Annotated in this window: 30 protein-coding genes and 1 pseudogene; 17 read left to right on the top strand and 14 right to left on the bottom strand. The window is 62.6% G+C overall.

Features of this window, described 5'->3' with window-relative positions; genetic code table 11:
- The first annotated feature begins 71 nt into the window (after positions 1-71).
- From L338_RS00550 to L338_RS00570, 5 genes are all read left to right on the top strand, one after another.
- A complete protein-coding gene (locus L338_RS00550) occupies positions 72-488 on the top strand; it encodes a DUF1330 domain-containing protein (RefSeq protein ID WP_022696405.1) in 417 nt (138 codons plus the stop codon).
- Between the two features lie 76 nt (positions 489-564).
- Complete coding sequence (locus tag L338_RS00555; RefSeq protein WP_022696406.1) at positions 565-960, top strand: hypothetical protein; 396 nt, start codon at positions 565-567, stop codon at positions 958-960.
- A 269-nt stretch (positions 961-1,229) separates the two neighbouring features.
- Positions 1,230-1,448, top strand: coding sequence for a cold-shock protein (locus L338_RS00560; protein ID WP_022696407.1), 219 nt, complete (start codon positions 1,230-1,232; stop codon positions 1,446-1,448).
- A gap of 180 nt (positions 1,449-1,628) precedes the next feature.
- The gene (locus L338_RS00565; protein ID WP_022696408.1) at positions 1,629-2,018 is read left to right on the top strand and encodes a VOC family protein; all 390 of its coding nucleotides are present in this window, start codon (positions 1,629-1,631) and stop codon (positions 2,016-2,018) included.
- An 812-nt stretch (positions 2,019-2,830) separates the two neighbouring features.
- Positions 2,831-3,172, top strand: a complete 342-nt coding sequence (locus tag L338_RS00570) for a hypothetical protein (protein WP_022696409.1) — start codon at positions 2,831-2,833, stop codon at positions 3,170-3,172.
- Between the two features lie 54 nt (positions 3,173-3,226).
- Here the strand turns inward: L338_RS00570 and L338_RS16835 are convergent, their stop codons facing one another.
- On the bottom strand, positions 3,227-3,706 hold the full coding sequence (locus L338_RS16835; protein ID WP_027068139.1) for a DUF1643 domain-containing protein: 480 nt from the start codon (positions 3,704-3,706) through the stop codon (positions 3,227-3,229).
- 118 nt (positions 3,707-3,824) lie between these two features.
- Between L338_RS16835 and L338_RS17215 the strand changes: the two genes are divergently transcribed.
- Genes L338_RS17215 through L338_RS17220 form a run of 3 tightly spaced genes read left to right on the top strand, consistent with a single transcriptional unit; the run spans position 3,825 to position 5,106 of the window.
- Positions 3,825-4,406, top strand: a complete 582-nt coding sequence (locus tag L338_RS17215) for a hypothetical protein (protein ID WP_152485767.1) — start codon at positions 3,825-3,827, stop codon at positions 4,404-4,406.
- Between the two features lie 2 nt (positions 4,407-4,408).
- On the top strand, positions 4,409-4,726 hold the full coding sequence (locus L338_RS18165; RefSeq protein WP_422110940.1) for a dCTP deaminase domain-containing protein: 318 nt from the start codon (positions 4,409-4,411) through the stop codon (positions 4,724-4,726).
- On the top strand, positions 4,657-5,106 hold the full coding sequence (locus L338_RS17220; RefSeq protein WP_152485768.1) for a dCTP deaminase/dUTPase family protein: 450 nt from the start codon (positions 4,657-4,659) through the stop codon (positions 5,104-5,106). The genes L338_RS18165 and L338_RS17220 overlap by 70 nt, the downstream gene beginning before the upstream one ends.
- A gap of 93 nt (positions 5,107-5,199) precedes the next feature.
- Here the strand turns inward: L338_RS17220 and uvrB are convergent, their stop codons facing one another.
- Positions 5,200-7,305: an excinuclease ABC subunit UvrB gene (gene uvrB / locus L338_RS00580; protein WP_033310185.1), complete on the bottom strand. Its 2,106-nt coding sequence runs from the start codon at positions 7,303-7,305 to the stop codon at positions 5,200-5,202.
- 144 nt (positions 7,306-7,449) lie between these two features.
- On the opposite strand from uvrB, the gene L338_RS00585 reads away from it, so the two are divergent.
- Positions 7,450-7,995 (top strand): hypothetical protein, encoded by a 546-nt coding sequence (locus L338_RS00585; RefSeq protein WP_022696411.1) that lies wholly within the window; start codon positions 7,450-7,452, stop codon positions 7,993-7,995.
- A 158-nt stretch (positions 7,996-8,153) separates the two neighbouring features.
- Positions 8,154-8,651, top strand: coding sequence for a DUF2937 family protein (locus L338_RS00590; RefSeq protein ID WP_022696412.1), 498 nt, complete (start codon positions 8,154-8,156; stop codon positions 8,649-8,651).
- A 10-nt stretch (positions 8,652-8,661) separates the two neighbouring features.
- On the opposite strand, the gene L338_RS00595 is transcribed toward L338_RS00590, so the two are convergent.
- From L338_RS00595 to L338_RS16105, 3 genes are all read right to left on the bottom strand, one after another.
- Positions 8,662-9,312 (bottom strand): 2OG-Fe(II) oxygenase, encoded by a 651-nt coding sequence (locus tag L338_RS00595; RefSeq protein ID WP_022696413.1) that lies wholly within the window; start codon positions 9,310-9,312, stop codon positions 8,662-8,664.
- 44 nt (positions 9,313-9,356) lie between these two features.
- Entirely contained in the window at positions 9,357-10,616 is a 1,260-nt protein-coding gene (locus L338_RS00600) for a mechanosensitive ion channel family protein (protein WP_152485769.1), read from the bottom strand.
- Between the two features lie 116 nt (positions 10,617-10,732).
- A complete protein-coding gene (locus L338_RS16105; protein WP_022696415.1) occupies positions 10,733-11,335 on the bottom strand; it encodes an energy transducer TonB in 603 nt (200 codons plus the stop codon).
- 170 nt (positions 11,336-11,505) lie between these two features.
- Between L338_RS16105 and L338_RS00610 the strand changes: the two genes are divergently transcribed.
- The 3 genes from L338_RS00610 to L338_RS17680 are packed head-to-tail and all read left to right on the top strand — an operon-like array spanning position 11,506 to position 12,969.
- Positions 11,506-12,336, top strand: a complete 831-nt coding sequence (locus tag L338_RS00610) for a hypothetical protein (protein WP_152485770.1) — start codon at positions 11,506-11,508, stop codon at positions 12,334-12,336.
- A gap of 8 nt (positions 12,337-12,344) precedes the next feature.
- A complete protein-coding gene (locus tag L338_RS00615) occupies positions 12,345-12,815 on the top strand; it encodes a hypothetical protein (RefSeq protein WP_152485771.1) in 471 nt (156 codons plus the stop codon).
- On the top strand, positions 12,802-12,969 hold the full coding sequence (locus L338_RS17680; RefSeq protein WP_162471381.1) for a hypothetical protein: 168 nt from the start codon (positions 12,802-12,804) through the stop codon (positions 12,967-12,969). The genes L338_RS00615 and L338_RS17680 overlap by 14 nt, the downstream gene beginning before the upstream one ends.
- Here the strand turns inward: L338_RS17680 and L338_RS00620 are convergent.
- From L338_RS00620 to L338_RS00635, 4 genes and pseudogenes are all read right to left on the bottom strand, one after another.
- Positions 12,896-13,801 (bottom strand): annotated as a pseudogene (locus L338_RS00620) (IS1595 family transposase). The gene L338_RS17680 and the pseudogene L338_RS00620 sit on opposite strands and share 74 nt — an antisense overlap.
- A gap of 170 nt (positions 13,802-13,971) precedes the next feature.
- A complete protein-coding gene (locus L338_RS00625) occupies positions 13,972-15,348 on the bottom strand; it encodes a deoxyribodipyrimidine photo-lyase (protein ID WP_022696418.1) in 1,377 nt (458 codons plus the stop codon).
- Between the two features lie 46 nt (positions 15,349-15,394).
- Positions 15,395-15,790 (bottom strand): DUF3775 domain-containing protein, encoded by a 396-nt coding sequence (locus tag L338_RS00630; RefSeq protein WP_022696419.1) that lies wholly within the window; start codon positions 15,788-15,790, stop codon positions 15,395-15,397.
- Positions 15,791-15,850: 60 nt separating this feature from the next.
- Complete coding sequence (locus L338_RS00635; RefSeq protein ID WP_022696420.1) at positions 15,851-16,879, bottom strand: threonine aldolase family protein; 1,029 nt, start codon at positions 16,877-16,879, stop codon at positions 15,851-15,853.
- Positions 16,880-17,006: 127 nt separating this feature from the next.
- Between L338_RS00635 and L338_RS00640 the strand changes: the two genes are divergently transcribed.
- Positions 17,007-17,519, top strand: coding sequence for a fasciclin domain-containing protein (locus tag L338_RS00640; RefSeq protein WP_027068141.1), 513 nt, complete (start codon positions 17,007-17,009; stop codon positions 17,517-17,519).
- Between the two features lie 68 nt (positions 17,520-17,587).
- On the opposite strand, the gene L338_RS00645 is transcribed toward L338_RS00640, so the two are convergent.
- Genes L338_RS00645 through L338_RS00655 form a run of 3 tightly spaced genes read right to left on the bottom strand, consistent with a single transcriptional unit; the run spans position 17,588 to position 21,082 of the window.
- Positions 17,588-18,202 carry a pseudaminic acid biosynthesis-associated methylase gene (locus L338_RS00645; protein WP_022696421.1) on the bottom strand — a complete coding sequence of 205 codons (615 nt, stop codon included), beginning with the start codon at positions 18,200-18,202 and terminating at the stop codon, positions 17,588-17,590.
- 34 nt (positions 18,203-18,236) lie between these two features.
- On the bottom strand, positions 18,237-18,872 hold the full coding sequence (locus L338_RS00650; RefSeq protein ID WP_051122660.1) for a class GN sortase: 636 nt from the start codon (positions 18,870-18,872) through the stop codon (positions 18,237-18,239).
- Positions 18,845-21,082, bottom strand: coding sequence for a marine proteobacterial sortase target protein (locus tag L338_RS00655; protein WP_022696422.1), 2,238 nt, complete (start codon positions 21,080-21,082; stop codon positions 18,845-18,847). The genes L338_RS00650 and L338_RS00655 overlap by 28 nt, the downstream gene beginning before the upstream one ends.
- 197 nt (positions 21,083-21,279) lie before the next feature.
- On the opposite strand from L338_RS00655, the gene L338_RS00660 reads away from it, so the two are divergent.
- On the top strand, positions 21,280-22,488 hold the full coding sequence (locus L338_RS00660) for a pyridoxal phosphate-dependent aminotransferase (protein WP_022696423.1): 1,209 nt from the start codon (positions 21,280-21,282) through the stop codon (positions 22,486-22,488).
- Positions 22,489-22,491: 3 nt separating this feature from the next.
- Here the strand turns inward: L338_RS00660 and L338_RS00665 are convergent, their stop codons facing one another.
- A complete protein-coding gene (locus tag L338_RS00665; RefSeq protein WP_022696424.1) occupies positions 22,492-22,677 on the bottom strand; it encodes a hypothetical protein in 186 nt (61 codons plus the stop codon).
- Between the two features lie 198 nt (positions 22,678-22,875).
- On the opposite strand from L338_RS00665, the gene L338_RS00670 reads away from it, so the two are divergent.
- The gene (locus tag L338_RS00670; RefSeq protein WP_022696425.1) at positions 22,876-24,891 is read left to right on the top strand and encodes an elongation factor G; all 2,016 of its coding nucleotides are present in this window, start codon (positions 22,876-22,878) and stop codon (positions 24,889-24,891) included.
- Here L338_RS00670 and L338_RS17490 read toward each other — a convergent pair.
- Entirely contained in the window at positions 24,888-25,328 is a 441-nt protein-coding gene (locus tag L338_RS17490; RefSeq protein WP_022696426.1) for a DUF2147 domain-containing protein, read from the bottom strand. The genes L338_RS00670 and L338_RS17490 overlap by 4 nt on opposite strands.
- 223 nt (positions 25,329-25,551) lie before the next feature.
- Between L338_RS17490 and L338_RS00680 the strand changes: the two genes are divergently transcribed.
- Positions 25,552-26,019, top strand: coding sequence for a Dps family protein (locus L338_RS00680; RefSeq protein ID WP_022696427.1), 468 nt, complete (start codon positions 25,552-25,554; stop codon positions 26,017-26,019).
- Positions 26,020-26,040: the final 21 nt, after the last annotated feature.

Here is a 26,040-nt window from a genome sequence, read left to right on the forward strand (position 1 = left end):
GAACGCGCCCATTTGCAGCGCCGCCCGCCGCCGCTAGGCTCCCGCCCCATAACAGACGAGGGAGACCGGAGATGGCCGGACATGTCGATCCCGAACGCGCGGCGTTCGAGGCGTTCAAGGACCTGCCGCGGGACGAGCCGATCCACATGCTGAACCTGGTCCGGTTCCGCGACGCCGCGGAATACGAGGACGGCCGCAGCGCGACCGGGGCCGAGGCCTATCGCGAATACGGCAAGGAGAGCGGGCCGGTCTTCGCGCGGGTCGGCGGGCGCATCGCGTGGGCGGGGCGGCCGGACAACATGCTGATCGGGCCGGAGACGGAGAGCTGGGACGCCGCCTTCATCGCCGAATATCCCAACGCCTCCGCCTTTCTGGAGATGGTCACCGATCCGGACTATCAGAGGGCTGTGAAGCACCGGCAGGCGGCGGTGGCGGATTCCCGCCTGATCCGCATGAAGCCGCGCAGCACCGGCGGAGAATTCGGCTAGGTCTTTTCAATTTTATATTTGCAGCCCGCCCGGCGCGGCTATAATCGCGCCGCTTGGCCGGGGAGGGCTGCAAACAATGTTCAAGGTCGACAAGCTTTTTATCCTGTTCGGTATTCTGGCCGCGCTGGGCGGCATGGGGCTGGGCGAGCATATGGGCGCGTCCGGGGACCTGACGCAGCGCGTGACGCATGTTCACGCGCTGGCGCTGGGCTGGATCGGGGCGTTCCTGTTCGGCCTCTGCTATCGCGCCTGGCCGATGCTGGCCGGGTGGATGGCGTGGGCGCATCTGGCGCTGCACGGGGTGGGGGTGACGGTGATGCTGTCCATGCTGTTCCTGATGTTCGGCGGCGGATTGCCGCCGCAGACGGCGGGTCCGGTTCTGGGCGTCTCGGCGCTGGCGATCATGCTGGGCGTTGTGCTGTTCGCCATCAATTTCCTGATGCGCGCCGGGCGGGAAACCGCCGCCGCCTGAGCCATAAGTAATTCCGCTTGGCCGGCCGGCGCGAAAAATGTATATATGCCGCGAGCGTAAAGGGCGTGACGGCCCGGCGGAGCCATTAAGTGCCCGCCTGTTCCCGGCGAACGGGACCGGCGGTTGAGACAAAAAACCTCTTTCCCCACACCGACACATAACTTGCGCGTACCCTGCGGCGGGGCTTTCGCCGTAATTGAAAGCAGGTCCGAAACATGGGCATGAGGCCCGATGCGGATTTGCATGCTTATCAGGAAAGAGACCTTACAATGGCTTCACACACCGGCACGGTGAAATTCTTCAACACCTCCAAGGGCTTCGGCTTCATCACGCCGGACGGCGGCGAGAAGGACGTGTTCGTTCACATCTCCTCTGTCCAGAATTCCGGCCTGCCCGGCCTGGCGGACGGCCAGCGCGTGTCCTTCGACACCGAGCCTGACCGCCGCGGCAAAGGTGACCGCGCCATCAACCTGGAAATGGCCGAGTAACGCCTCACCGGCGATACTCGCGCATTCCAGCGCGATAAAAATTCGAGACGGGGCTGGCGGAAACGCCGGCCCCGTTTCTTTTTGCGCCCCCATCGCCGCCCGTCTTCAAAATTTAACTTGCGAACCGCGCCCGTTCTGGAACAAATGCGGAACACAAAACCAAAGCGAGGAGACGCCCCCATGATCGGATATGTCACGCTCGGGACCAATGATCTCGAGAAGAACGCCAAATTCTATGACCACCTCCTGAAAGAGCTCGGCGATTACAGCCGCATGATGGAGGACGAGCAGTTCGTCGCCTGGGGCGCGATGAACCAGCCGGGCCTCGGCCTGACCACGCCGTTCGACGGCAAGGCGGCCAGCGTCGGCAACGGCGTCATGGTGGCGCTGGAGGCGCCGGACACCGACACGGTCGACCGCGTCCACGCCAAGGCGCTGGCGCTGGGCGGACAGGACGAGGGCGCGCCCGGCCCGCGCGCCATGCCCGGCTTCTACGCCGGCTATTTCCGCGACCTCGACGGCAACAAGCTCAATGTCTTCTGCATGACCGGCGACGGCCAGGCGGCTTAGGCGGCGCGCTTCTCCCTCGCCCCGCGAGGGGGAGAGGGTTTTGAGCGCCCAAGGCGCGTCAGCGGCCTGGCTTTGCGCGAAAGGGTGAGGGGGTCTTGGCAAGGCTTGGCACTTTGTTTTGAAGCCACCCCCTCTCCCACGCGGCTTGCCAAATTCGCCTTGCGAATTTGGGGCCTTGTTGCCCTCTCCCCCATTAAGGGGGCGAGGGTGAAAACGCCTTTGCCTCCGTCGCGATGGTCGCGCGGAGCGGGGGTGGGCGGGGAGGGTGCGGCGCGTCGGTGAGGGGACGCCGGGAACCGTATGTGTTTTCGTTTCGCGCCACCTCTGACGCGCCGCGGCGGCGTTTGCGGAGGGCGGGAGTCGCCTCGACCGGCCTCTCCATCCGCATACCCGTCAGAGTCTTAATAGCCAGGGCATTTCAGCCTCAGACTGGCGCCTGACGGAGCGCAAAGGTCCTTCCCGTTCCGGCTGGAATGCGGGCGGTCGCCTTAAAGCCGCCGTCTCCATCGGGCCGGAAGCCGGGCCCGGCCCCCTCCCCATGACGGAAACGGGGAGGAGTATAGCGGCGGCCAAGGCGCCTTGGATGAAACGGGGAGTTTGCGCGGTGGCGGCGTTCCTTCTCCCCGCGTGGGAGAAGGTGGCCGGCAGGCCGGATGAGGGGGCGTATGAGGTTGATTTGCAACGGGGTTGGGTTTGTTAGACGCCCCCACCCTTTATCCCTCCCCACGAGGGGGAGGGGAGGCGTTTGGGGAGTTTGCGTCTGATATTTGGCAATTCATCCCCGGCGGGTGGAACGGGGTTATGCTTGGCGGATGACGACACCGACGAAACGCCGGACGCGCGGGCGGAAGCGCGCGGAGAGCAAGCGGGCCGATCTTACATGCGCGCTGGGGCAGGGGGTGAAGGCGGCGGCGAAGGCCGGGCGGGCGCGGGAGGCGGCGCAGCTGGCCGACGCGCTCGCCCGTCATCGCGCGGCCCGGTCCGAGGCGGCCGCGGCCCGCCGCCTGCGCCATGAACGCTCCCCCGAACGCCGGGCCGAGGAACAGGCCCTCAAGGAGCAATTCAACCAGGAGGTCGACCGCCTGGTCGAACAGAGGATCCGCGAGCGGTTACAGGCAAAGGGCGTGGATCCGCGACCGTTTTTGAGGGGGTGAAGAGAGGTACTTTTAGCGAGTGTCTATCAAGGTTTTGAGGCCCCGCGAGACATTTCAGATCATACCTTCGAATTTTCTCAGAGGGGTATCGCTTTTAACGTACAATGGATGACGAGGTGCCCCGTATATCGTGAGACCAAGACAATAGAGGTCATATTGGGAGAACCGTTTAAAGAACCACGCAGCTCTCTCTCTTGCTAGGACGTTGCCTCCCCATGCACAGACCGTTCGTTCGGATTTTGAAATCACTTCTTTCAAGATTTCATCATTTTTCGTACCACCGGTTGGCGCAGCCGCAGTCTCAATTTCCTTTGGATTAGTTGCTCTAAGTGCGAAAAGATTTACGACGGTGAGTGCGCCAAAGCCATCACGTCGCGCAAAGTTGATGCACCGTCTAATGGTTGGGTCATCCGCATCGGCATCTGCCGTAGAGGGATTCAACATGACGAAGGTCAAGGGTGGATTTTCTCCCCACCTTCGTTCTAGAGACCATCTGTATCGACCACACGGTGATAGTGAAGCTGCCTTAATCACGGCTCAAGACCTTGCAAAAGTGTCACCTCAGGCGTTGCGCTTATGGTGCTTTTAAGAATCGCATTATCGTAGTTTGCATCGCCAGAACACCACCGTGCCACCACGTACGTGCAAAGCCATGACCCAAACTCAAACCTCTCAAATGAAAGCTGAAGAGCTGTTGATTTTGATTCAAAGAAATCAACACAATCATGACGAGATATACCACAAAGAAATAGCACGGCTTCCTGTGTCTGAACGACTTCAGCACATGGCATTGCATATTTCTAAGTATTTTTCACAATTTGTTGAGGAGTCTCAGGGGCGGTACAGTTGCGATAAGGAGTGGAAGGACTCCTTTATTATATCAACCTCAATATGCAACATTTTGAATACTAAGATATCTGATCTTTGGGGATTGACTGATAAGGACGTAATGGCTTCTGATTTGCGTGATTATATAAAGAGTTATATTTCAAATGATATGGGTGAGAGTTCAGAGTTGTGTATGTTGTCCGACATAAATTATGAGCTCAGCAACGCATGTGAAAAAATTGACCATTTAGAAGACTATGCCTACCGCCCAAATATTTCTTGGGCAGCATCAAGGCTAGCAGCTTATAGTGCAGAAAAGGTAATGAAAAAAGGTGACTTATATGATGAAATAACTAGCAGGCTGATGGAAACGAAGCGAAAAAATATCATGCATGTAGAGAGATAGCTGTGTTCTGGTGTGGGGAAACAATCAAGGTATGGGGTCCAAAATTTAAGTTGGTTACCCCTTTCGATGATGGGCAAATTGATTGCGCCGCCTACACACTGCGCGTTGGGCCTGAGTGTTATGTAACGCCTGATCATTACAATAAAAGGGATGCAGGTAAGAAAATTTACCTAAAATATAATGATGATGAAGATAGGGCCGAGTCTGTAACTATACCATCAAATCAATTTGCATGGATTATGACTGAGGAATGCATAAACATTCCAAAGCATTTGATCGGTTTTATTTCTTTAAAGGCGGGAAAAAATTTGAAGGTTTAATTAACGTTTCCGGGTTTCATGTTGATCCTGGCTGGAATGGGCATCTAGTTTATGCGGTATACAACGCCGGTCCACGAGCTATTAGCCTGTCTCGCGGGGAAGATTTATTTTTGATATGGTTTGCTGAATTAGACCAATGTGAATATGATCCAAAGTATGTCAGGAAAGACGGAAAGATACAAAAAGGGCTTAAAAGTGAACTAATATCTGGAGTTTCTGACCCTACGTACTCTATGCAGCGTTTGTCTAGAGAAATAGACAAAGCACATAACAAAATTACGACAGTCTATGCGATTGGCGCGTTGTTCATTGTATTCATAACGATACTAAATGTTGTTATAATAAACTGGAATAAGATTCGCGGATTATTTAATGCCTGACTTACATATTCGGCACCACCGGGGCGCTAGCTTCTCATTCTGATCGAATCCTTAATGACGCGCTTTTCGGACACTCCTCAGAAGTTACCGCACTCAAACCACGTCCCCCAGAACCTCGGCCTGTTCCAGTTTCTTGATCTGGTCGCGGTATTTCGCGGCGTCTTCGAATTCGAGGTTTGAGGCGGCTTCGCGCATTTTCTTCTCGAGGTCCTTGATGACGGCCTGGAGGTTGTCGCCGGGTTTGTAGGCCTCGGCGTCCTCGGCCATGCCGGGGAGGGATTTTTTGACGGTGACGGAATCCTTCTCATAGACGCTGTCCATGATGTCGGCGATGTTGCGCTTGATGGATTGCGGGGTGATGCCGTGTTCGGCGTTGAATTCCTCCTGCTTCTCGCGCCGGCGCCCCGTTTCGGCCATGGCGCGCTCCATCGAGCCGGTGATGTTATCCGCGTAGAGGATGACCTTTGAGTCCACGTTGCGGGCGGCGCGGCCGATGGTCTGGACGAGGCTCGTCTCGGAGCGCAGGAAGCCCTCCTTGTCCGCGTCCAGGATGGCGACGAGGGCGCATTCGGGGATATCCAGCCCCTCGCGCAGCAGGTTGATGCCGACCAGCACGTCGAACGTGCCAAGGCGCAGGTCGCGGATGATCTCGATCCGCTCCACCGTATCGATGTCGGAGTGCATGTAGCGGACCTTCACGCCCTGCTCATGCATGTACTCGGTCAGGTCCTCGGCCATTTTCTTGGTGAGGACGGTGATGAGGGTGCGGTAGCCCTTCTCCGTGGTCTCCTTCACCTCCGCGATGACGTCGTCCACCTGTGAGAAGCCGTCCTTGGAGACGGGGCGGACCTCCACGGGCGGGTCGATGAGGCCGGTGGGGCGGATGACCTGTTCGGTGAAGACGCCGCCGGTCTGTTCCAGCTCCCACTTGCCCGGGGTGGCGGAGACCGAGAGGGTCTGCGGGCGCATGGCGTCCCACTCCTCGAATTTGAGCGGGCGGTTGTCGAGGCAGACGGGGAGGCGGAAGCCGTAATCGGCCAGCGTCTTCTTGCGGTTGAAGTCGCCCCGGTACATGGCGCCGATCTGCGGGATGGCGACGTGGGATTCGTCAACGAAAACCAGCGCGTCCTCCGGCAGATATTCGAAGAAGGTGGGGGGCGGCTCGCCCGGCTGGCGGCCGGTGAGATAGCGGGAATAGTTCTCGATGCCGGGGCAGGAGCCTGTGGCCTCGATCATCTCGATATCGAACTCGGTGCGTTGCTGAAGGCGCTGGGCCTCCAGCAGCTGGCCGTGCTGTTCGAACCAGGCGAGGCGCTCCTTCAGGTCGCGCTTCATCTGCTGGACGGCCTGGTTCAGGGTGGGGCGCGGGGTGACATAGTGGGAGTTGGCGTAGAGCTTCACGCCCTCCAGCTCCGTATACGCGCGGCCGGTCAGGGGGTCGAACTCGGAGATCTTGTCGATCTCGTCGCCGAAGAAATCGATGCGCCAGGCGCGGTCGTCCATATGGGCGGGCCAGACCTCCACCACGTCGCCGCGCACGCGGAAGGTGCCGCGGCCGAAGGCGGCGTCGTTGCGGGTGAATTGCAGGGCGACGAGGTGCTGGATCAGTTCGCGGGGGTCGATGCGGTCGCCCGCCTTCACCGTGCGCGCCATGCCGGCATATGTCTCCACCGCGCCGATGCCGTAGATGCAGGAGACCGAGGCGACGACGATGACGTCGTCCCGCTCCAGTATGGCGCGGGTGGCGGAGTGGCGCATGCGGTCGATGGCGTCGTTCCGGCTGGAGTCCTTCTCGATATAGGTGTCGGTGCGGGGGACGTAGGCTTCCGGCTGGTAATAGTCGTAATAGGAGACGAAATACTCGACCGCGTTGTCCGGGAAGAAGGACTTGAACTCGCCATAGAGCTGGGCGGCGAGGGTCTTGTTGGGGGCGAGGATGATGGCCGGGCGCTGCACCGCCTCGATCACCTTGGCCATGGTGAAGGTCTTGCCCGAGCCGGTGACGCCGAGGAGGACCTGGTCCTGCTCATGGGCGTTCACGCCGTCCACCAGCTCCTTGATGGCGGCGGGCTGGTCGCCCTTGGGCTCGAACTCGCTGACCACCTTGAAGCGCTTGCCGCCCTCCGATTTCTCGGGACGGGCGGGCTTGTGCGGGACCCAGCGGGCGGCCGGGTCGTCGAGCTGAAAGTCTTCGGACATGGCGGTGAAATTAAGGGCTGCGGGCCCGAATTTCGAGACTCCATCCTGCGCTTTGGTGTAAAATGCACGGCATCGGGAGCGTGGACGCCGCGCCATCCCGGCGCCGCGCCGCCCTCCCACGATAAAAGAGTGGGGAGTGAAGACATGATGCGTATTGCACTTTATGCGGGCGCCGCCGCCCTTTTGGCCGCCCCGGCAATGGCCAATCCGGAAGAGATGAAAGAGGACAAGGCCGCCGGCTGGACCGAGGCCGACGCCGAAACCTGGGCCGGCGACATCCTTGGCGAATGGGACGGCGAATATTCGCGCCTGGACAAGGAGTCCGGCGAGTGGGTGGACGGGACGGAGTCCGTATCCGTCGTCGACGCCGATGACGGCCTGGTCACGGTCACCGTGCACGCCGACGGCGCCGAGGCGCCGATGGGCAGCTGGACCATGAGCTACCACGAAGACGGCATGACGGTGGTCGATTCCGAAGGCGAGGAATCCATGTCCTGGCTACAGAGCTGGGATGTCAGCGAGGACGGCTGGACGATGGTCACCAAGGACAAGGGCGAAGAGTATTACTCCAAGGTCTGGCACGCCAAGACCGGCGATACGATGGAGCGGAAAGTGAAAGTCCGCCCGGCCGGGGACGAGGACGCCGAGTGGACGGAAGTCTACAAGGCCAGCTACACGCCCGCCGAATAGGCGCGGCAGACAGCGGGATCGGGCCGGGGCTTTTGAAAAGGCGCCGGCCCTTTTCTTTTGCGATATTGTGCGTGCGCCGCAACTTCGCGTTATGATCGGCGTTAACGGGGTGTTGATCATGAAGCGCGCGGCCACGCGCGCGGCAAGGGCGGGGACAAATGGCGACCAAGACTTTCATCACCATCATGGCCGCGGCCGGGGCGCTGGGCGCCTCCCAGGCGCCGGAGCTGGGCCAGCAATACACGCAGCGCGTCGGCGGGGCCGCGGACGAGCTGGAGGCCGTGGTGCAACGGTTCGACGCGGACGCCGCGCAGGGCGGGCTGGACCGCAACCAGGCGCTGGACGAATACAATACCGGCAGCAATTTCGTGCAGGGGCAGGGCGGCCGGATGCGGGAGACCGTGGCGCGCTACGAGTATCTGCGGAACCTCTATGCCGAGCTGCGCAATGCCGGACCGTTCGAGCGCACCTGGATCATCATGCGCCACCCGGACCGGGAGATCCTTGGCCGCACGGTGGAGGACTACAAGCCCGCCGTGCCGACCACCACGGACGGCGCGGCGCATGCCGGCGCCGGGGCGGGCGTGTTCGGCGCGATCGGGGCGTTTATCGCCTTCCTGTTCGGCGGGATGGGGCGTCGCAAACGCTACGCCTGACGCTGCGCCTTCAGATGGCGGCCAGCGGGGTCTCCCGCACCACGGTCTGATTGACCCGCCACCAGGCGGCGACGGCCAGGCGCGGATGGCGCGTCTCGGCGACTTCGTGCTCGGTCTCCTCCGACAGCATCAGCACGGCCGAGGCGAAGGCGGGGTCCACGGAGGCGGGCGTTTCGCCCTCATAGACAATCAGCTGGCCGCCCCAGTCCGTATCCCATTCCGGGTTCAGATAGAGGACCAGGGAGACGACGCGGTTGCGGGCGCCGCGGAAACTGTCGCGGTGGCGGCCATAATAGCCGCCCTCCGGATAGAAGGCGTAGCAGGCCTCGAACTCCAGCAGGCCCAGATAGAGGCGGCGGTTCAGCTCCAGCCGCAGGGCTTCGGCGCGGGAGAGGAAGGCGGATTGCGCCGGATCCCCGCCGTCAAGCCAGGCGAGGCGGCATTGGCGGACCGAGCGGTCGAGGGTGAAATCGCCCTCCCGCCCGACGCCGGCGGGCGCATCCTCTTCCGCCATGAAGCGGGCCAGCGCGTCTTCGCGAAGGGCGGCGCAAAGCTCCGCCCCGAACCAGCCATCGGCGCGCGCCCAGCCTTTTCCGGCCAGATCGTCGGCCATGGCGGCGAGGGCGTTATCGCCCGGCGGAATGGGTGCAATCGCGTTCATCGGCGCGCGGCTATGCGCCCGAACACGCCCCCGCGCAAGCGGTTTCAGCCTTCGCCGCCGCCCGATTTCCCGCCATCGGTCACCGGCATGGAGCCGGAATTGGCAGCGGAAGCGCCAAATTCCCGCGGATCCACGCCCGAGCCGTCCGGCGCGGAGAAATGGATGGTGCGGGTCGGGAAGGCGAAATCCAGGCCTTCATCGGCGAATTTCCGGAACAGCTTGAACGTGATCGCCTGATGCGTATTGCGGTATTTCACGAAGTCGGGGGAGAGCACGTAATAGACCGCCTGATAGATCAGGGCGCTGTCGCCGAAATCGATGAAGTGGGCGCGGTCGAACCGCACGTCTTCCTGAGACTCGATGGCCTCTTTCAGCATTTCCGGGATTTTCTCCGCCTTGTCGGGCGGGGTCTGATAGGTGACGCCGACATTGAAGAAAATGCGCCGTTCGCTCATCTGCCGGTAATTGCGGATCATGGTGTCGAGCAGTTTGGCGTTGGTGACGATCAGCAATTCCGCCGTCAGGGAGCGGATATGGGTGGTGCGCAGGCCGATCTTCTCGATCGTGCCCTCGGTGCCGTCGAAATCGATGAAGTCGCCGCGTTCGAACGGCTTGTCGAAGATGATCGAGAGCGCGGCGAACAGGTCCGAGAAAATGCCCTGCGCGGCGAGGCCGATGGCGAGGCCGCCGACGCCGAGACCGGCAAGCAGCGGGGTGATCTGGATGCCGGCGTTCTGCAGCAACAGCAGGAAGGTGAAGGCCACCACGACGACATTGATGATGACCGTGACGACCGAAATGGCGTTGGCGAGCGTTGTCGGGTCGCCTTCCTTCCCGACGCCGGCGCGGCGCTGGACAAAGGCCAGCGCGAATTTACGGATCCACAGCGCGGCCTGAATGATCAGGGCGATGCGGAAGATCACGGTCAGCGCGCCGGAGGCCGGGTCCGGCAGGCCAAGGAAGGGCGAGGCGGCGACCAGGCAGGCGATCAGGATGAAAAAGGAATGGGTCGAGTTGAGGACCCGGCCGATGATCTTGCGCCAGGCCAGATCGGGCACTTTCTTGCCGCCCTTCAACAGGCCCGCCACGACGGAGCGCAGCAGCCGAAGGATGACAAACGCCCCGACGGCGACGCCGATCACCAGCAGCTCTTCCTGACCGATGCCGGTCACCCAGTCGGTCAGGGAAACGCCGACTTCCTGAAGGCTTTCCGTGACATCGGTGAAGGTTTCCCCGGCGCTTTCAACCGGTTCGCCTTCCTGTCCGCCGGAATCATCCTGTTGCTGAGTGGGCATGGTCTGCATGGCGGCGTCCCCCGTGGAATAAAAAACGACCGCCAAGCTTGCGCATGGCGGCCGGGAAGTGAACCGTCCGTCCGATAAATTTCAGCGACGAACGGCGGGAAAGGGACGGTGGGAGATCAACCGTCCAAGTCGAAAAGGATACGCGTCTGGACGCCGCGCATCACCACGGGCGCGCCATCACGCACGCCGGGATTGTATTTCCAGCCCTCGACGGCGCGCTCCGCCGATTTTGCAAAGACTGCGTCCGTGCAGGCGGCGCGGATATTCATGGGCGCGCCATTCAGCCCGACATCGAAAACAAGATCGCAATGGCCTTCCTTACCCGCCTGGCTGGCGCGCGGGGGATAGGATGGCGGGATGCGCACTATGGGCTGCGGGTTCTGGTCGATTTGGATCGGGGCGGTCTCCATGCCGTCCAGAGTCATGTTGAAGGCTGGAATAATGCCCCGGACAGGAGCATCGGGCGGCGAAGGCTTTGTAGATGTGGAGACTTCTGCCGGAGCGGGAGCGGGCGGCGGATCTGTTTGCACCGGCGGCTCGCGCGGGCTTACAGGCTCGTCAGGCGGCGGTTTCTGGAAGATATCGACCTTCTCGCGCACTTCCGGTTCCTCCACCGGAATGGCCCCGATGGCGATGAGGCCGCGCATTCCGATGAAAAGGAGAATGGCTATGCCGGCCGCGGCCGGAACGCCCAAGGCGAAACGAAGCATGGCGGGCATAAGCGAATCCTCCCTGACCGGTTGTTGACGCGCACGTTAGCACACGTCATGCGGGAGGTCTTTGTGCGGCGCCGAAGGGTGGTGGCGCCAAATTAAGGGGGTCTATACCCTTCGCATAGGTAATTGACGCATCTTCCCCTTATGGCGATAAATGGCCCAAGGGGGGAAAAATGCCAACATTCGAAAAGGTACGCATTTCGCTCGCAAGGGCCGAGCGAACGCCAATGTATGGCGATCAGGAAAGCCAAAGACGAACACGTACAGAGTTCTTTGTAGACGCCTTCTCGGAGCGTCGCACCTTTCTGCCAAGTCGAGGCAAAACCAGTCTATCGTTTTTTCCGATTGAGGCTCCCGATGGGTATATCGCCGGGTTCTTCGCGCGGGAAATCCATCAAAGAGGTCGCAAAGGCCCCGATGAGGACGTTCGGGAAACCGATCTAGAGTCTTGGGAGATTGCGCTATTCGTCATGGATATAGCGATCGATCAGCAAGTGGCGTGGGTGGAAATCAACGGAGAGCTACCCGCTACAAAATCAATGCTTGAATCGTTCTTCAAGCATTTATCGCGAAATACGCCCTTCGCCGAATGGAAGGCCCATGTAAAATACATGGACTCAAACGGGCAGTACTGGACTGTCATTCGGGAATACAAACCCGCAATAACGCGGCTGTCTTTCACGTTTATTCCGCCCAATGCGCTTAGGGTAAGGCAAAGAGTCGCGGATTTCGTGAAGCTCGTTAACGATCAGGGTCACCCGGACCTACAGGAACACAGATATAAAGCTGGCGCTGGGCAAATGGATCCAGAGTCAGAGGTGTTGGCGGCTAGCGCGGACATTGCGATGGAGGGCGGCGGTGAAGCCAGGGTATATGCTGGTCGAAAGAAGGTTTACGATAGTGACGACGACCGAACGCGGAAGGACGTAGAGGACGACGAAATGCCGACCCCATCAAACCCTACATTCGTTCGGCGCGTGATTAGCCGACTATTCGGATCGTGATACGTTGGGTGATCATAATCGCCGCCGCGACCGTAGTCAGCGTGCTGACGGTTTGCCATCCTTCAGTGTTGGCCGGCAATAAATTTCTTGATGAGTTCGTTTCACATGAGATTCTAGCGCTTCTCATTGTCATTCTGACCATCACTCTGGCATCAATCGGAAATATCCATCTTACGCTTACGAGGATGGTTTCGCGATTTGAGAGCCGGGCCGAAGGCGAATTAGCAGCAAAGCCTGCGCGAGACGAAATCAATTCAAGTGGGTGGTCCCTACTTTACGCATTTGGCCTCTGCACGGTTGCCCTGCTGATAAAGGGTGGCGCGGAGTCCAATATTTACGCCCAGTCCGGCGTGAACGGTGTGGCGTTAGTCATTCTTCTGTTCAACCTGCTTGTGCTGAAAGACATATACGACACGGTATATGACCTAGTGAAAGAAGACGGTGCCGCAAATGAGCACGAAAAGAATGACGCTGCGTGAAGCGATTCAGAAGGATCGGATCAATGAGTTTGTCAATGAATACAAAAACGACCCCAAGGGCGATGCGGCGGCTCTAGAGGCTATTCTGCGTTCAATGGCTGGAAGTTCGTCAGAAGCTCCGAAAACATCGTCTCGGGACGGTTCCGACCATTAAAGCGGAATTCGAATTTCTTGGTATAGACGCCAAGATATTTCGGGCTGACGCTAGTGTGAGTGCCGCTGATTGAGCATGTCAGGTGGTGCCAGAAATTCTCGATAGCGTTCACCGAAACTGTTTCGTCTAGGCGATAACCGAAATACGCATATTCCATCGCGCCGTGGTTCACGCGGGCGTGGCGGTATCCGGCGGCGCTAAGGGCTGCTTAGCTGCGAAGTTCGTCAGTGTGAACGTTGCCGCCAATGCGGACGTTCTTCGTGACAAACGGCTCCAGGGTCGCCCGGCGCTGGTTCGGCACTACGGCAGTAATCAGTTCGCCGCCGCGCTCCAGAGCGCCCACAACGATCGTCTTGGCGGCGCTGCCACGGTTTTCCTTGCCGCGCTTTACACCGCCCACAAGGGTTTCGTCGATTTCGACATTCGTGCCGGGGCCGCCGATAGGGCCTTCGCTGTCAACGTCCGCCATATGTTCGCGGATCAGCCGCGCCATGCGCCAAGCCGTCTTGTAGGTCACGCCAAGCTGGCGCTCCAGCTCCTTGGCACTGACGCCGTGGCGCGTCGTGGTGAACAGGAGAATGGCGTAGAACCACAGTTGCAGGGGCGTGCGCGTCTTCTCGAAGGGCGTCCCGACCGTGGGGTGCAAGTGATGGCCGCACCACTGACAGGAATAAGCGCGTTCCGCCTTGATGCGAAACCACTTGGAAGCCCGCTCACACTTGGGACACTCGAAATCCTGTCCGAAGCGAACTTCGAACAGACGATTGAGGCAGCTTTCATCGTCAGGGAACTGGCGGAAAAACTGGGCGGTCGTAAGGGGCTTCGTGCTCATGCCCCATTGTACAGCAGATTAATTTACGTATGGCAAGGGTATAAACTCCGAAGGATCAACAATCTAACCCACTTTCTAAGAAACCGCCGAAGAATTCCGCAAGAAAATCGCTTCTATAGATGGAGCCCATATAGTGAACTACGAGGGCCGATAGAGGCGATGGGCCTTAATCAGTAAAACAAATCGCCGTCCCGGACGCGTGTGACGTAGGCCTTCACGTCGAAGCGGCGTTTCAGGGCGGCGTCGGTGAAGGGGCGGACCTTGCCGATGACGGCGCGCTCCTGAAACGGGCGGTCGTGGCGGCCGAAGGCCCAGGCGATGTTGGAGAAACTGTTGGGGTCGCGCCCGTCGAGGAAATATTTGTTGTTCAGATAGAGCGCGGTCTCGTGGGCGTATTCCGGCGTGTTGGTCCAGTCCATGATCCGCTTCACCCAGTACATGCGGACGTGATTATTGAGATAGCCGCGCTCCACCATCTCGGTCATCGCCGCGTTCCAGATATCGTCATGGGTGTCGGCGGCCTCCATCTCCTCCCGTGTATAGATATGGGGGCGGTCGTCGGGGCGGTGGGCTTTCAGCGTGGTTTGCGCCCAGTCCGGGACGGCGCCGGAATATTTGTCGTAGTCCGGGCAGTAATTCACGAAATTGATGGAAAGCTCGCGGCGGACGATCATCTCCTCCAGGAAGGATTTCAGGCCTTCGCTCTGCGGGGCGATGGCGTTCTTGCACTTCAGGGCGATCTCGACCGGGGAGAGATTGCCGAAATGGAGATAGGGGGAGAGGCGGGAGGCCGCGCCGTCATGCGGGACGGAGCGGCGGTCGGCGTAATCCTCCAGATTGTCGTCGATGAAGGTGTTGAGGAGGCGCTGGCCGGCTTCCTCGCCCGCGGTGAAATCGCTGACCGGTTTGACGGCGCGGTCGAGCTTGAGTTTCTCCAGCACGCCTTCCCAGTCTGACGCGTCCAGACCCTCCAGCTCGCCCAGCGTGAGGGAGGATTTGGACGGGGAGGGGATGCGCATTTCCTGTATGAAATCGTCGCGCCGGTCATTGATCTTGCGCCGGATGGTGCGGGCCGCGCTTTCCAGCTTGTCGGAGGCGGTCTCGACCGGGACGACAATGTCGGATTCCACCTGAATGGCCTGGACGCCGGCTTTCCCGCCGACCGTGCCGCGCCAGGCTTTCTGGTGCGCGGTGTAGCCGCGGTCACAGATGACGAGACAGGCGTCCTTGGCCAATTCCAGCGCCACATCGGCCGGGTGGCCGTGGCGCAGGACAAAGCGGATGCCCTTGTCCTTCAGGTTCGCGGCGACATCCGCCAGCCCCTGAAGCATGAAGGCGTAATGGCGGGCATTGGCCTCCGGGTAGTCGTCCATGACGCCGAAGCCCACGACCACCGGCTTTTCCAGCTTCTCGGCGCGGGCGACCGCCTCGGCCAGGGCGTGGTTATAGCGGGTGCGCATGGACGCCTGCATCCAGTACAGGACATAGGCGCCGTCCGCGTTCGCGGGCTTGTCGTTCAGGCTCTTGAGGCGTTCGTCTTCAACCATGGAAGGCGAAGATGGGTTTTGCCGCGCGCCTGTCCAGTTCGGAATTTCAGAATTGGCAGGGCTGGCCGATGGCGGCGAGGCCGTTGGCGAGATGATCGCCGAGAAGCGGCTCGTTCAGGAGGTAGTCGATGGTCGAGCCGTCTTCGCGTTCGGCGGCCTGTTTCTTGACCGCTTCGAACTCTTCGCCCTCGAAATCGCCGCGGCCGATCCAGAACAGGGCGACCAGCTCGCGCTGCTCCTCATGGTTCATGGCGCCGATTTCGGAACGGATGACGCTCTCGATGGAATCGGCGGGCGTTTCCTCCAGCGTCTCCTTGTAGGGAACGTCGCCGGCGTCGGTGTCGGAGGGGTTGGAGCCTTCGGTGATCGGCTCCTGCGATTTGCCGTCGAACTGGCGGACCTGAAGAATAAGGCCGCAGACGGTTTCGGGATTGAGTTCCATGATCTTGCCTCTCGCTCTGGCGTATCGGGGAGTTGCCCCCTTCAACGCGCGAGGCGGCGATCAGGTTCGCGCGGCGTCCAGCAGGCCGGCGATTTCGTCCTCCGTGGTCGCCCATGAGCAGACGAAACGGCAGACGCGGTCGCCGCCCAGCGGGTAGAAGGCCGCGCCCTCGCCCTGCAGCCGGTCGATCACCGGCTGCGGCAGGCGGGCGAAGACCAGATTGCCCTCGACCGGGTGGACGATTTCCGCGCCGTCGATGGCGGCAAAGCCCTCGGCGAGCGCCCGGGCGCTGGCGTTGGCGCGGGCGGCGAGGGTCAGCCAGAGGCCGTCCTTCAGCATTGCCAGCGCCTCGGCCGAGGTGAAGCGGGTCTTGGGCGGCATCAGGCCGGCGCGCTTGCGGCGGGCCTCCAGCTCTCCGAATTTCGCGGCGGTCTCACCGAACAGGATGACGATTTCGGCGCTGACGCCGCCATTCTTGGTGAAGCCGAGCGAGAGCGCGTCCACGCCGGCGCGCCAGCTCATCTCCGCCGGGGACGCGCCGGTGAAGGCCAGCGCATTGGCGAAGCGCGCGCCGTCCAGATGAACCGAAAGGCCGTCGGCTTTCGCGGCGTCGGCGCGGGCGGCGACGGCCTCCGCGCTATAGGCCGTGCCGAACTCGGTGAGGTTGGAAACGGAGAGGGCGAAGGCCGGGCACTCATGGACAAAGTCCGGGTTGCGATGATCCAGCGCCGCTTCCAGCGCGGGCATGGCGATGCGTCCATGGTCGCCTTCGAGAAGCTGCAGCTTGGCGCCGCCGGTGAAAAATTCCGGCGCGCCGCGCTCATGCTCGTGAATATGCGCCGCCTCATGGCAAAGCACAGCGCCATGGCCGGGGGTGAGGAGACTGAGCGCGAGCGCGTTGGAGCCGGTGCCGGACGTTACGACCGTGGCGGCGAGATCGCCGGTCTCGAAAATCTCCCGCAGGCGGGCGCGCAGGGCTTCGGTCAGCGCGTCATTGCCGTAGCTGGGCGCGGGACCGGCGTTCGCCTCCGCCATGGCGGCGAGGACATCCGGGTGCGCGGGGGCGGCTGTGTCAGAGGAAAAGTTCATGGGAGATAGAGCGATTTCTGGCTGCGTCGATGCGGCGGTTTCACATAATCCGGAGCGCATCCGGACTGCGTATAGGGACGCGGGTACGGGGGGAAAGCAACCCACCCAAGCAACGGAGTTTGATACAATGAAACGCATCTTCGCAGCCGCCGCCACCGCCGCCCTGCTGAGCGCCGGCGCGGCCCATGCCGACCATCACGGCGGCAAAGACAAGTCCGCCTCCATGGAAGAGAAGCAGAACATCGTCGACACGGCCGCCGCCACCGGCCAGTTCGAGACTCTGCTGGCCGCCGCGCAGGCCGCGGGCCTGGCCGAAACGCTGGCCATGGGCGGCCCGTTCACGGTGTTCGCGCCGACGGACGAGGCGTTCGCCGCGCTGCCGGACGGCACGGTTGAAGACCTGCTGAAGCCGGAGAACCAGGACCAGCTGCAGAGCACCCTTCTGCTGCACGTCGTGGACGGCAAGACGTGGTCCAAGGACCTGGACGGTCAGGAGCTGACGGTGACCGCCAAGAATGGCGGCGACCTGATGATTGACGGCACGGACGGCGTGACGGTCAACGGCATTGATGTCGTGAAGGCCGACGTGAAAGCCTCCAACGGTGTCATCCACGTCATCGACGAAGTGATCCTTCCGTAAGCCTTCCCCAAGCGCTTTTCCGGAAGGGCGCTGAAACGCCCGGGACCGTTAGCATCCCGGGCGTTTCTTTATGTCCGCTCCATCAGGAACCAGGTGAAGTCGTCGGCCGGGAAATTGGGGTCGCGGTGATAGACGAAGCCATAGTCGCGCAGCGCAAATTGCGGGTGCGCCTCCATGAATTCGCCGGCGAAGTCGCGCTTGAACAGGCGCTCCGAATGGCCGCGATAGCTGACCTCGACCGGGGCCGGATTGTAATACTCGCATATCACGGCGTAGCGCCCGGCGGCCTTTGCGATCTGGGCGTAGGCGTCCGGCAGCCGGTCCGGGTTGATGTGGATGAGGACCGTGCAGGTGAAGGCGAGGTCGGCTGGCTGGTCCGGGGCGGTGTCCAGCATGGAGCCTTCCAGCACGCGGGTCCGGTCCAGCTTGCGCAACTCTTCGGCGGCCTTGGCGTTGATTTCGACGCCGTTGAATTGCGCGTTCGGCAGCAGGGTTGAAAGGGCGCGCAGGTTCAGGCCGATATTGGCGCCGAACTCGGTGACGCTTTCCACGCCGGTGGTGGATTTAAGAATGCGGGTCCACAGGGCGGTGCGGGCGGCGACCAGTTCCGCGCCCTTGGAGCGGTCGACATAGGCGTCGCCGAAATCGCCGCGCCAGAAATCTTCCTGTTCGGTGCCCGCCATGACCTGTCCAACCCCGTTTTGATTCGCGTTGCGGTCATGATGCCTTGCGGCGCGCGGCGGGGCGAGCGGTGCGTGCGGGTTCGGGCTCCGGCTCCGCCCACACGATATAGCGCAGCGGGCCGGGCTGCATGGCGCCGAAGGGATAGCAGGTGACCAGCGCCAGACGCGGCGGCCCGCCGTCCGGATGAATGCCGGAGGCCTGATGATCCACCACCTCGAACCCTGTCACCTTGAACGCCTTCTGGCCGTCCCCGGTCTCCAGAACCAGCGTGTCGCCGGTCTTCAGGTCTTTCAGGAAGGCGAAATGGGAATCGCGGTGGGCGGCGATGACGCTGACGCCGGGGGTGCCGGGCTGCGGCGTCTGGCTGAGATGGGCCGGGCCGAACGCCATGGCCTCTCCGCCCGCTTCGGCCAGAACGACCGCGCTTTGTTTCAGGCGCGGAGCGGACAGGCGGGCGACCGGCCATGTATCGGCCCAGGGCCAGGGCTTAGCCGCCGTATGGCTTTGCACGGAGCGGTCCCAGGCCCGGTTCAGGAGCAGTTGTGCGACCTCCGCCTTGGCGGAGAGATACAGCCCCTGCCCGAACAGGGCTGCGCCCGCAGCGGCCAGAGCCGCTGCGAGCGCGAACGGGGCGATGCGCGTCAGGCGCACCGAACCCGTCCCCGCCATGCCGCGCCGGCCGCAAGGAAGGCGGCCAGCGCGATCAGCGCCAGCCCCGCCGTGAGACGAAGCGGGACAAGAAGCGCGCCTTGCGGCAACGGCATCCCGGCGGCCGGGGCGAGGTCAGCTTCCCCGGCTACAGGCGATGGCGCAGGAGGCGGCGCGGCATGAAGGGCGGCGTATTGCGGCGCATTGGCCTGAGCCTTGTACATGCGGCCCTGACCGAGGCTGTCGCCATAGACTTTCTCGAACTCCCAGCCGTCAGGCAGCATGGTCGGGACTTCCGCCGTCGTAAGCGTTTCGCCGTCCGGGCGGGCCGGAGTGACGTCGACCGCGACCAGCGATGTCAGACGGCTGACCAGCGAGTGGGCAAGGGCGGTTTCGAGGACGGCGGCGTCGATCACCTCGTAATCGGCGCGCGGCTCAAACCGCAGTTCCTCAATCGCGGCGATGCGGTCCCGCGCCCAGAGATTGGCGACGCCCTTACCGGGCACGGCCTGCGAGAGATCCAGCGTCTCCACCCAGTCGCGGCCGCGGAAATTGCCCGATACCTTGAGCGGCCCCGTCAGCTCGCCGTCCAGCATGGCCGTGAACGTGACCGGCTCGCCGGCATAGAGGTCCGGCAGCGGCGATGGCGAGATGGCGGTCAGTGCGCCGCCGGCGTCCAGCGCAAGGTCGGTCAGGGCCGGGTTTTCCAGCAGGGTCAGGAGTTCGGTGGTTTTCTCCGCCACTTCGTTCACGTCGCCGATATGCAGGAAGGTCCCGCGCCCGAACCGCGCCGCGCGCGTCATGAAGTAGGAGTTCGGGGCGGAGCCGATGCCGACCGTGAACAGGCGGGAGTTACCAAGGTCCGCCTTGATGGTCTCGAAGAGCTGCGCCTCGTTCCCGATGGCGCCGTCCGTCAGGAAGACGACCTGACGCAGGCGGCCGTCGCGCGGCGTGGTATCGGCGAGGGCCGCCTTGAGGGCCGGCAGCATTTCCGTGCCGCCGTCCGCGGTCAGCCTGTCCACGAAGCGTTGCGCATGGGCGATGGATTCCTCGGTCGCGGGAAGCGGCGCGGGGAAGATCTCCTCGAACGTGTCGTCGAAGCGCACAATGTTGAAGCTGTCGCGATGGGTCAGGCGCTCCAGCGCGAAAGAGAGCGCCTGCTTGGCCTGCGGCATGGACGGACCGGCCATGGAGCCGGAATTGTCGATAACGAAGATGACCTCGCGGGCCGGGGGCTCGGCGGAATGGCGAACGGGCGGGGCAATGACGCCCAGCAGGTAGGTTTCGCCGTCCCGCTCCTCTGTAAACAGCGAGGCCAGCGGGGCGTTGAGGTCCGCCGCGCGCCAGTTCAGCACGAAGTCGCGATTGGCCGGAATGGGGCCGCCGCCGAGCGTGACTTGCGCAGCCTCGCCATCGCGGCGGTCTTCTATCTTCACGTGATGATAGGGGCTGGTTACCTCGCCCAGCGCGAAGCCGGGTTTCAGGTCCACCTCGATATTGACGGGCAGGCGCACCTTGCCGTCCGGTTCGTCGTGCGGGAACAGGAAGGGCGGGGTGATGCGGCCGCGGTCCGGCACGGGATCCGACACTTGGAATTCCGGCGTCCCGTCATAGGAGACGCCGATAAAGGGCGTCGGCTCAGGGATATAGCGCGGACCCACGACCAGCGGCAGACGGAGCGACCAGGCGCCGTTCTTTAGACGGGCCGTGTCCTGATACTCGATCTGGATGACCACGGTTTCGCCCGGACCGATATTGGCGACCGAACTGGTGAATATGTTCGGGCGTTCCTGCTCCACCAGTCCGGCGCGCTGGCCGGCCTCGCGGGCTTCCTCATAGATGCGGCGGGCTTCCCGGCGCTCCTTGATCTTGCCTTCGATGAAGCGGTCGCCGATCTGCATTTTCAGGCGGTCGACGCCGGAATCCTCGGGCAGGGGGAAGACATAGACGCCCTCCACCCATTTGTCGGACGGGTTCTCGAAACGCTGGGTCACGCGGGCGCGGATGATCGGGCCGGTGACGTCAATGAAGACATCGGCGGCGACCTGCGGCGCTTCCAGGTATTCGCCGGGCGTATCGGTCTTGAGCAGGAGGGAGCCTGAGTCCGGGTCCCCCATGCGCACGAAGTCCTGCGCCCGGGCGGTGGGCGATAGCGTGATGAGCCATATGAAAAAAGCCGCGTAGCCCCAGTAAAAGAGCCAGCGGCGCGTTGTGTATTGGGCGGTTTTCATGTCGTCGTCCCCACGATCGTCGCCCCCCGGCGAGTGTTGAACCTGAGCCGGAAAAGGGGCGGGATGCGGAGCGCGCACGGGGCGATTTGTAGACAAATGCGGGCAAAAGGGCGCCGGGACGCGCTGCGGCCACTTCCGTTTTGACGCGGGCGCGGTTAGCGTCCGCGTTTCCTTCGCACCTGCGGAAAGGCGATTCCATGCCCAGCGTTCCGATTTCCGAAGCTCTCAAGCGCGTTCAGCCCTCCGCCACGCTGGCGGTGACCAACAAGGCGCGTGAAATGCGCGCGGCGGGGCATGACGTGATCGGCCTTGGCGCGGGCGAGCCGGACTTCGATACGCCGGATAATATCAAGGACGCAGCGATCGAGGCGATCCGCCGGGGCGAGACGAAATACACCAATACGGACGGCATCATCGAGCTGAAGCGCGCGATCGCCCAGAAATTCCGGCGCGAGAACGATCTGGAATACGGCAATGAACAGATCAGCGTGTCGCCCGGCGGCAAGGCGGTGATCTGGAACGCCTTTCTGGCGACGCTGAATCCGGGGGACGAGGTAATCGTGCCTGCGCCTTACTGGGTCAGCTATCCGGAGATGGCGCGGCTGGCCGGCGGCAAGCCGGTGATCGTATCGGCCGGCATCGAGGCCGGGTTCAAGATCAAGCCGGAGCAACTGGAAAAGGCGATCACCAAGAAGACGCGCTGGGTGGTCATCAATTCGCCGTCCAACCCGACCGGCGCGGCCTATACGCGGGACGAGCTGAAGGCGCTGGGCGACGTGCTGGCCAAGGCGCCGCATGTCTGGGTGATGACCGACGATATGTATGAGCACATCGTCTATGACAATTTCACCTTCGCCTCTCTGGCGGCTGCGTGCCCGGATATCTATGAGCGCACGCTGACCATCAACGGCGTTTCCAAGGCCTATTCCATGACGGGCTGGCGGATCGGCTATGCCGGCGGGCCGGCGGATCTGATCAAGGCGATGGGCAAGGCGCTGAGCCAGACCACGTCCAACGCCGCATCCATCTCGCAATGGGCGGCGGTGGAGGCGCTGACCGGGCCGCAGGACTTCATTCCGGAGCGGGCGGCCATATTCCAGGAACGGCGCGACCTGGTGGTCAACGGCCTGAACGATGCGGACGGGCTGGCCTGCCTGAAGCCGGAAGGGGCGTTCTACGCATTCCCCGACTGTTCATCGGCGCTGGGCAAGAAGGCGCCCAATGGCGATGTGCTGGAGGACGACATCGAGTTCTGCGCGGCGCTGCTGGATATAGAGAAAGTCGCGGCGGTGCCCGGCGCGGCGTTCGGCGCGCCGGGGCATTTCCGCGTTTCCTACGCTACCTCGACAGAGGTGCTGACCGAGGCGCTGGCGCGCATCAAGCGGTTCTGCGCGGCCCTGAAATAAGGGCTATTCCTCGTCCTCGACCGTGACTTCGTCGACATCCACATCGACATCGGGCGTTTCAACCTCCGGCGTTTCAAGCGCCGGGAGCTCGGTGCTGCCCGAAGGCTGGGTGGCGACGACATAGATAACGAAGGCGGCCGCCAGAACGGCGACCAGCGTGACGATGATAATGACGGTCCGGTTATTCATGGGGCGTCTCCCGGGGGTTGATTCCTCGCCTTCAAACGCCTGAGCGCGGGGGGCGTTCCTGCCGCGGAATTGATTCGTTTTTCTTGCGCGCGGCGCAAATGCCTGAAACGATAAATCCTCTTCTTGTGTGTTGGGCCGCGGCGGCCCGCCGCGAGCCCGGTGCGAAAACACGATCACGGGCGAAAGGCGGGTGAACCAATGGCTGACAGACTCTCTGAAACTCCCCGGGTTATTGCACTGACCGGACCTTACGGGTCCGGCAAAACCGCATTGATGGAAGCGATGCTGGCCGCGGCCGGCGCAACGGGGCGCCGGGGCGGCGTCGGCGACCAGAGCGCCGAGGCGAAAGAGCGCGCAATGTCGACGGAGACGAATTTCGCGCGGCTGGACTGGATGGGCGACGCCTACCGCATCATCGACACGCCCGGCTCCATAGAATTTTCCGCGGATGCGGAGCTGGCCCTGCCCGCCGCCGACATGGCGGTGGTGGTGTGCGAGCCGGACGCCGACAAGGCGGCGCTGCTGCATCCCGCGATGAAGCGGCTGGAGCGGCTGGGCGTGCCGCACATGCTGTTCGTGAACAAGATCGACCAGGCGCGGGGCAGCGTGCGCGGCCTGCTGGAATCCCTGCAGGCGGTCAGCGAAGCGCCGCTGGTGGCGCGGCAGATCCCGCTGCGGGACGGCGAATCCATTTCCGGCTTTATCGATCTGGCGCTGGAGCGGGCCTTCATCTATCGCCCCGACGGCCCCTCCGAACAGGCGGAGATTCCGGCAGGCGAGACCGAGCGGGAGGCCGATGCGCGCTTTCACATGCTGGAGCAGCTGGCCGATTTTGACGATCACCTGATGGAGGAATTGCTGAGCGATATCGAACCCTCCCGCGACGAGGTGTTCGGCGACCTGATCAAGGAAACAAGGGCCGGCCAGATTGTGCCGGTCCTTTTTGGTTCGGCGGCCAACGGGTTCGGCGTGCGGCGGCTGATGAAGGCGCTGCGGCACGAGACGCCGGACGTGGCCGAAACCGCCCGGCGCCTGGGCGCGGACGGCGCGGGCGGCGCGGCGGCCTATATCGCCAAGACGCTGCATGCCGGGCAGAGCGGCAAGCTGTCCATCGCGCGGGTTCTGGGCGGCGCGATAAAGGACGGCGCGACCCTGACCGGGCCGGATGGCGAAACCTCCCGCGTGGGCGGGATATTCGCGCTGCAGGGCGCGGAGACGGAGAAACTTTCCGAGGCGGGGACCGGAGACCTGGCCGCGCTGGGGCGGCTGGAGAATCTGAAAACCGGCGATCTGGCGGGCGAGGGGCAATCCCTGCACGCGCCGGCCGGGGAATTGCCGCAGCCGGTCTTCGCCCGCGCCATCGAGGCGGGCAGCCGGGATGACGAGGTGAAGCTGGGCACAGCCCTGAACAAGCTGGCCGAGGAAGACCCGTCCCTGTCCTTTGCGCCGGAGCCCGATACGGGTGAATTCCTGCTGCGCGGGCAGGGCGAGGTGCATCTGGCCGTGGCGGCGGCGCGGCTGAAGCGGAAATTCGGGCTGGAGGCGGTCACCCGGCCGCCGGCGACGCCCTACAAGGAGTCGATCCGCCGGTCCGCGACGATCCGCGGCAAGCACAAGAAGCAATCGGGCGGCCACGGCCAGTATGGCGACGTGGAAATCGCCTTCCGTCCGCTGGGCCGGGGCGAGGGCTTCCGGTTCGACGAAAAGATTTCCGGCGGCGTGGTGCCGAAGGGCTATTTCTCCGCCGTGGAGGCCGGGGTGCGGGACGCGATGGAGCGCGGGCCGCTGGGCTTTCCGGTGGTCGATATGGCGGCGACGCTGACCGACGGATCGCATCACAGCGTGGATTCGTCCGATCTCGCCTTCCGGCTGGCGGCCAGACAGGCCGCGCAGGCGGCGTTCGAGGAGGCGGGGCCTGTGCTGCTGGAGCCGGTCTACAAGGTGACGCTGTCGGCGCCGTCAGCCTCGACATCGCGGCTGACGTCCATCCTGTCGACGCGGCGCGGACAGATCATGGGGTTTGACGCGCGCGAGGGCTGGCCCGGCTGGGACGAGGTTCAGGCCTATCTGCCGCAATCGGAAATGGCCGACCTGATCATCGAGCTGCGCTCGGCGACGCAGGGCGTGGGCGCGTTCGAGGCGGAGTTCGCGCACATGGCGGAGCTGACCGGCAAGCTGGCCGATCAGGTCTCGCACCAGCAGCGGGCGGCCTAGGGCTCCGCGCGGGTCCAGGTCTGGCTTTTGCAGATGACGAAGACGCAGCCTTCCAGCTTCAGCGTCCCGTCGTCCTGCGGCAGGATATTGCCGCGATAGGTCTTGCCTTCGTCGGCCTTGTAGAGCTTGCCATCGCGCCAGTCGCCGTCGTCATCCTGCTCGAAACCCCAGAGCATGGTGATGCCCTCCAGCTTGCGGCTGCGCAGATCGGGGTCCGGGTTTTCGGCATCCAGGACAGGGGTGTCCGACTCCGCCTGCCGCTGCAGCCAGGACAGCTCTCCGCAGAGCTGGGCGTTGTTGTCGCCGCACTGGAAGAAGGTGACTTTCGCTTCGCCGTTTTCGGTCAGCCAAGTGGAGCCGAGCAGGGCGTCCTGGGCTAGAGCGGCGGAGGCGGCGCTGGCGGCGGCGAGAAGGCTGGCGAGCAGGGTTTTCATCATGGTGTTCTCTTTCTGGAACCGAAGCGGGCCAAGTCTAGTATTGTGGAGGCTGGACAGAAAACCGGACGCCGCAGCCACAAGCTTAGCTAACTGAGAATGGCTTGCATCATAAATTGAACTTATGAGCGGCATTCGCGTTTTGAGTCCCTGAAGCGCTTGAAGCGGGCGGCATAACGCCCATTTCAATGCGACGAGACAACGCCCAAGCGAGGAGATTTGAAACATGGATGTTGAGACTGGCATTTCGAAGGACAATCGCGAGAAGATGGCCGAGGCGCTGACCAAGCTGCTGGCCGACACCTATGTCCTTTACCTGAAGACGCACGCCTATCACTGGAACGTGACCGGCCCGCGCTTCAAGACGCTGCACGAGATGTTCGAAGAGCAGTATACGGAGCTGTGGGAAGCCACGGACGAGATCGCCGAGCGTATCCGCGCGCTGGGCTTCAATGCGCCGATGGGCTGGGAAGATTTCGCCAAGCGCACGTCGCTGAAGGAAGACAATGGCGTGCCGAGCGCCGACCAGATGGTGGTCAATCTGACCAAGGGTCATGAGACGGTCGCCAAGACGGCCAAGGACGTGGTCGCGCTGGCGGACGAGCTGGACGATGTGGCGTCCGACGACCTGGTGGCGCCGCGCGTGACCTATCACGAGAAGACCGCCTGGATGCTGCGCGCGACCGCTGAATAGGGCATCGCGCCGCCGGGCAAT

The sequence above is a fragment of the Euryhalocaulis caribicus genome (assembly GCF_000412185.1).
Lineage (GTDB): Bacteria > Pseudomonadota > Alphaproteobacteria > Caulobacterales > Maricaulaceae > Euryhalocaulis > Euryhalocaulis caribicus.

What these genes read in the sequence shown, in the direction of transcription:
- L338_RS00550 (WP_022696405.1), top strand. Translation starts at nt 72, where the DNA reads ATGGCCGGACATGTCGATCCCGAACGCGCGGCGTTCGAGGCGTTCAAG.
- L338_RS00555 (WP_022696406.1), top strand. Translation starts at nt 565, where the DNA reads ATGTTCAAGGTCGACAAGCTTTTTATCCTGTTCGGTATTCTGGCCGCG.
- L338_RS00560 (WP_022696407.1), top strand. Translation starts at nt 1,230, where the DNA reads ATGGCTTCACACACCGGCACGGTGAAATTCTTCAACACCTCCAAGGGC.
- L338_RS00565 (WP_022696408.1), top strand. Translation starts at nt 1,629, where the DNA reads ATGATCGGATATGTCACGCTCGGGACCAATGATCTCGAGAAGAACGCC.
- L338_RS00570 (WP_022696409.1), top strand. Translation starts at nt 2,831, where the DNA reads ATGACGACACCGACGAAACGCCGGACGCGCGGGCGGAAGCGCGCGGAG.
- L338_RS17215 (WP_152485767.1), top strand. Translation starts at nt 3,825, where the DNA reads ATGACCCAAACTCAAACCTCTCAAATGAAAGCTGAAGAGCTGTTGATT.
- L338_RS17220 (WP_152485768.1), top strand. Translation starts at nt 4,657, where the DNA reads ATGCATAAACATTCCAAAGCATTTGATCGGTTTTATTTCTTTAAAGGC.
- uvrB (WP_033310185.1), bottom strand. Translation starts at nt 7,305, where the DNA reads ATGTCCGAAGACTTTCAGCTCGACGACCCGGCCGCCCGCTGGGTCCCG.
- L338_RS00585 (WP_022696411.1), top strand. Translation starts at nt 7,450, where the DNA reads ATGATGCGTATTGCACTTTATGCGGGCGCCGCCGCCCTTTTGGCCGCC.
- L338_RS00590 (WP_022696412.1), top strand. Translation starts at nt 8,154, where the DNA reads ATGGCGACCAAGACTTTCATCACCATCATGGCCGCGGCCGGGGCGCTG.
- L338_RS00595 (WP_022696413.1), bottom strand. Translation starts at nt 9,312, where the DNA reads ATGAACGCGATTGCACCCATTCCGCCGGGCGATAACGCCCTCGCCGCC.
- L338_RS00600 (WP_152485769.1), bottom strand. Translation starts at nt 10,616, where the DNA reads ATGCAGACCATGCCCACTCAGCAACAGGATGATTCCGGCGGACAGGAA.
- L338_RS16105 (WP_022696415.1), bottom strand. Translation starts at nt 11,335, where the DNA reads ATGCCCGCCATGCTTCGTTTCGCCTTGGGCGTTCCGGCCGCGGCCGGC.
- L338_RS00610 (WP_152485770.1), top strand. Translation starts at nt 11,506, where the DNA reads ATGCCAACATTCGAAAAGGTACGCATTTCGCTCGCAAGGGCCGAGCGA.
- L338_RS17680 (WP_162471381.1), top strand. Translation starts at nt 12,802, where the DNA reads ATGACGCTGCGTGAAGCGATTCAGAAGGATCGGATCAATGAGTTTGTC.
- L338_RS00625 (WP_022696418.1), bottom strand. Translation starts at nt 15,348, where the DNA reads ATGGTTGAAGACGAACGCCTCAAGAGCCTGAACGACAAGCCCGCGAAC.
- L338_RS00630 (WP_022696419.1), bottom strand. Translation starts at nt 15,790, where the DNA reads ATGGAACTCAATCCCGAAACCGTCTGCGGCCTTATTCTTCAGGTCCGC.
- L338_RS00635 (WP_022696420.1), bottom strand. Translation starts at nt 16,879, where the DNA reads ATGAACTTTTCCTCTGACACAGCCGCCCCCGCGCACCCGGATGTCCTC.
- L338_RS00640 (WP_027068141.1), top strand. Translation starts at nt 17,007, where the DNA reads ATGAAACGCATCTTCGCAGCCGCCGCCACCGCCGCCCTGCTGAGCGCC.
- L338_RS00645 (WP_022696421.1), bottom strand. Translation starts at nt 18,202, where the DNA reads ATGGCGGGCACCGAACAGGAAGATTTCTGGCGCGGCGATTTCGGCGAC.
- L338_RS00650 (WP_051122660.1), bottom strand. Translation starts at nt 18,872, where the DNA reads ATGGCGGGGACGGGTTCGGTGCGCCTGACGCGCATCGCCCCGTTCGCG.
- L338_RS00655 (WP_022696422.1), bottom strand. Translation starts at nt 21,082, where the DNA reads ATGAAAACCGCCCAATACACAACGCGCCGCTGGCTCTTTTACTGGGGC.
- L338_RS00660 (WP_022696423.1), top strand. Translation starts at nt 21,280, where the DNA reads ATGCCCAGCGTTCCGATTTCCGAAGCTCTCAAGCGCGTTCAGCCCTCC.
- L338_RS00665 (WP_022696424.1), bottom strand. Translation starts at nt 22,677, where the DNA reads ATGAATAACCGGACCGTCATTATCATCGTCACGCTGGTCGCCGTTCTG.
- L338_RS00670 (WP_022696425.1), top strand. Translation starts at nt 22,876, where the DNA reads ATGGCTGACAGACTCTCTGAAACTCCCCGGGTTATTGCACTGACCGGA.
- L338_RS17490 (WP_022696426.1), bottom strand. Translation starts at nt 25,328, where the DNA reads ATGATGAAAACCCTGCTCGCCAGCCTTCTCGCCGCCGCCAGCGCCGCC.
- L338_RS00680 (WP_022696427.1), top strand. Translation starts at nt 25,552, where the DNA reads ATGGATGTTGAGACTGGCATTTCGAAGGACAATCGCGAGAAGATGGCC.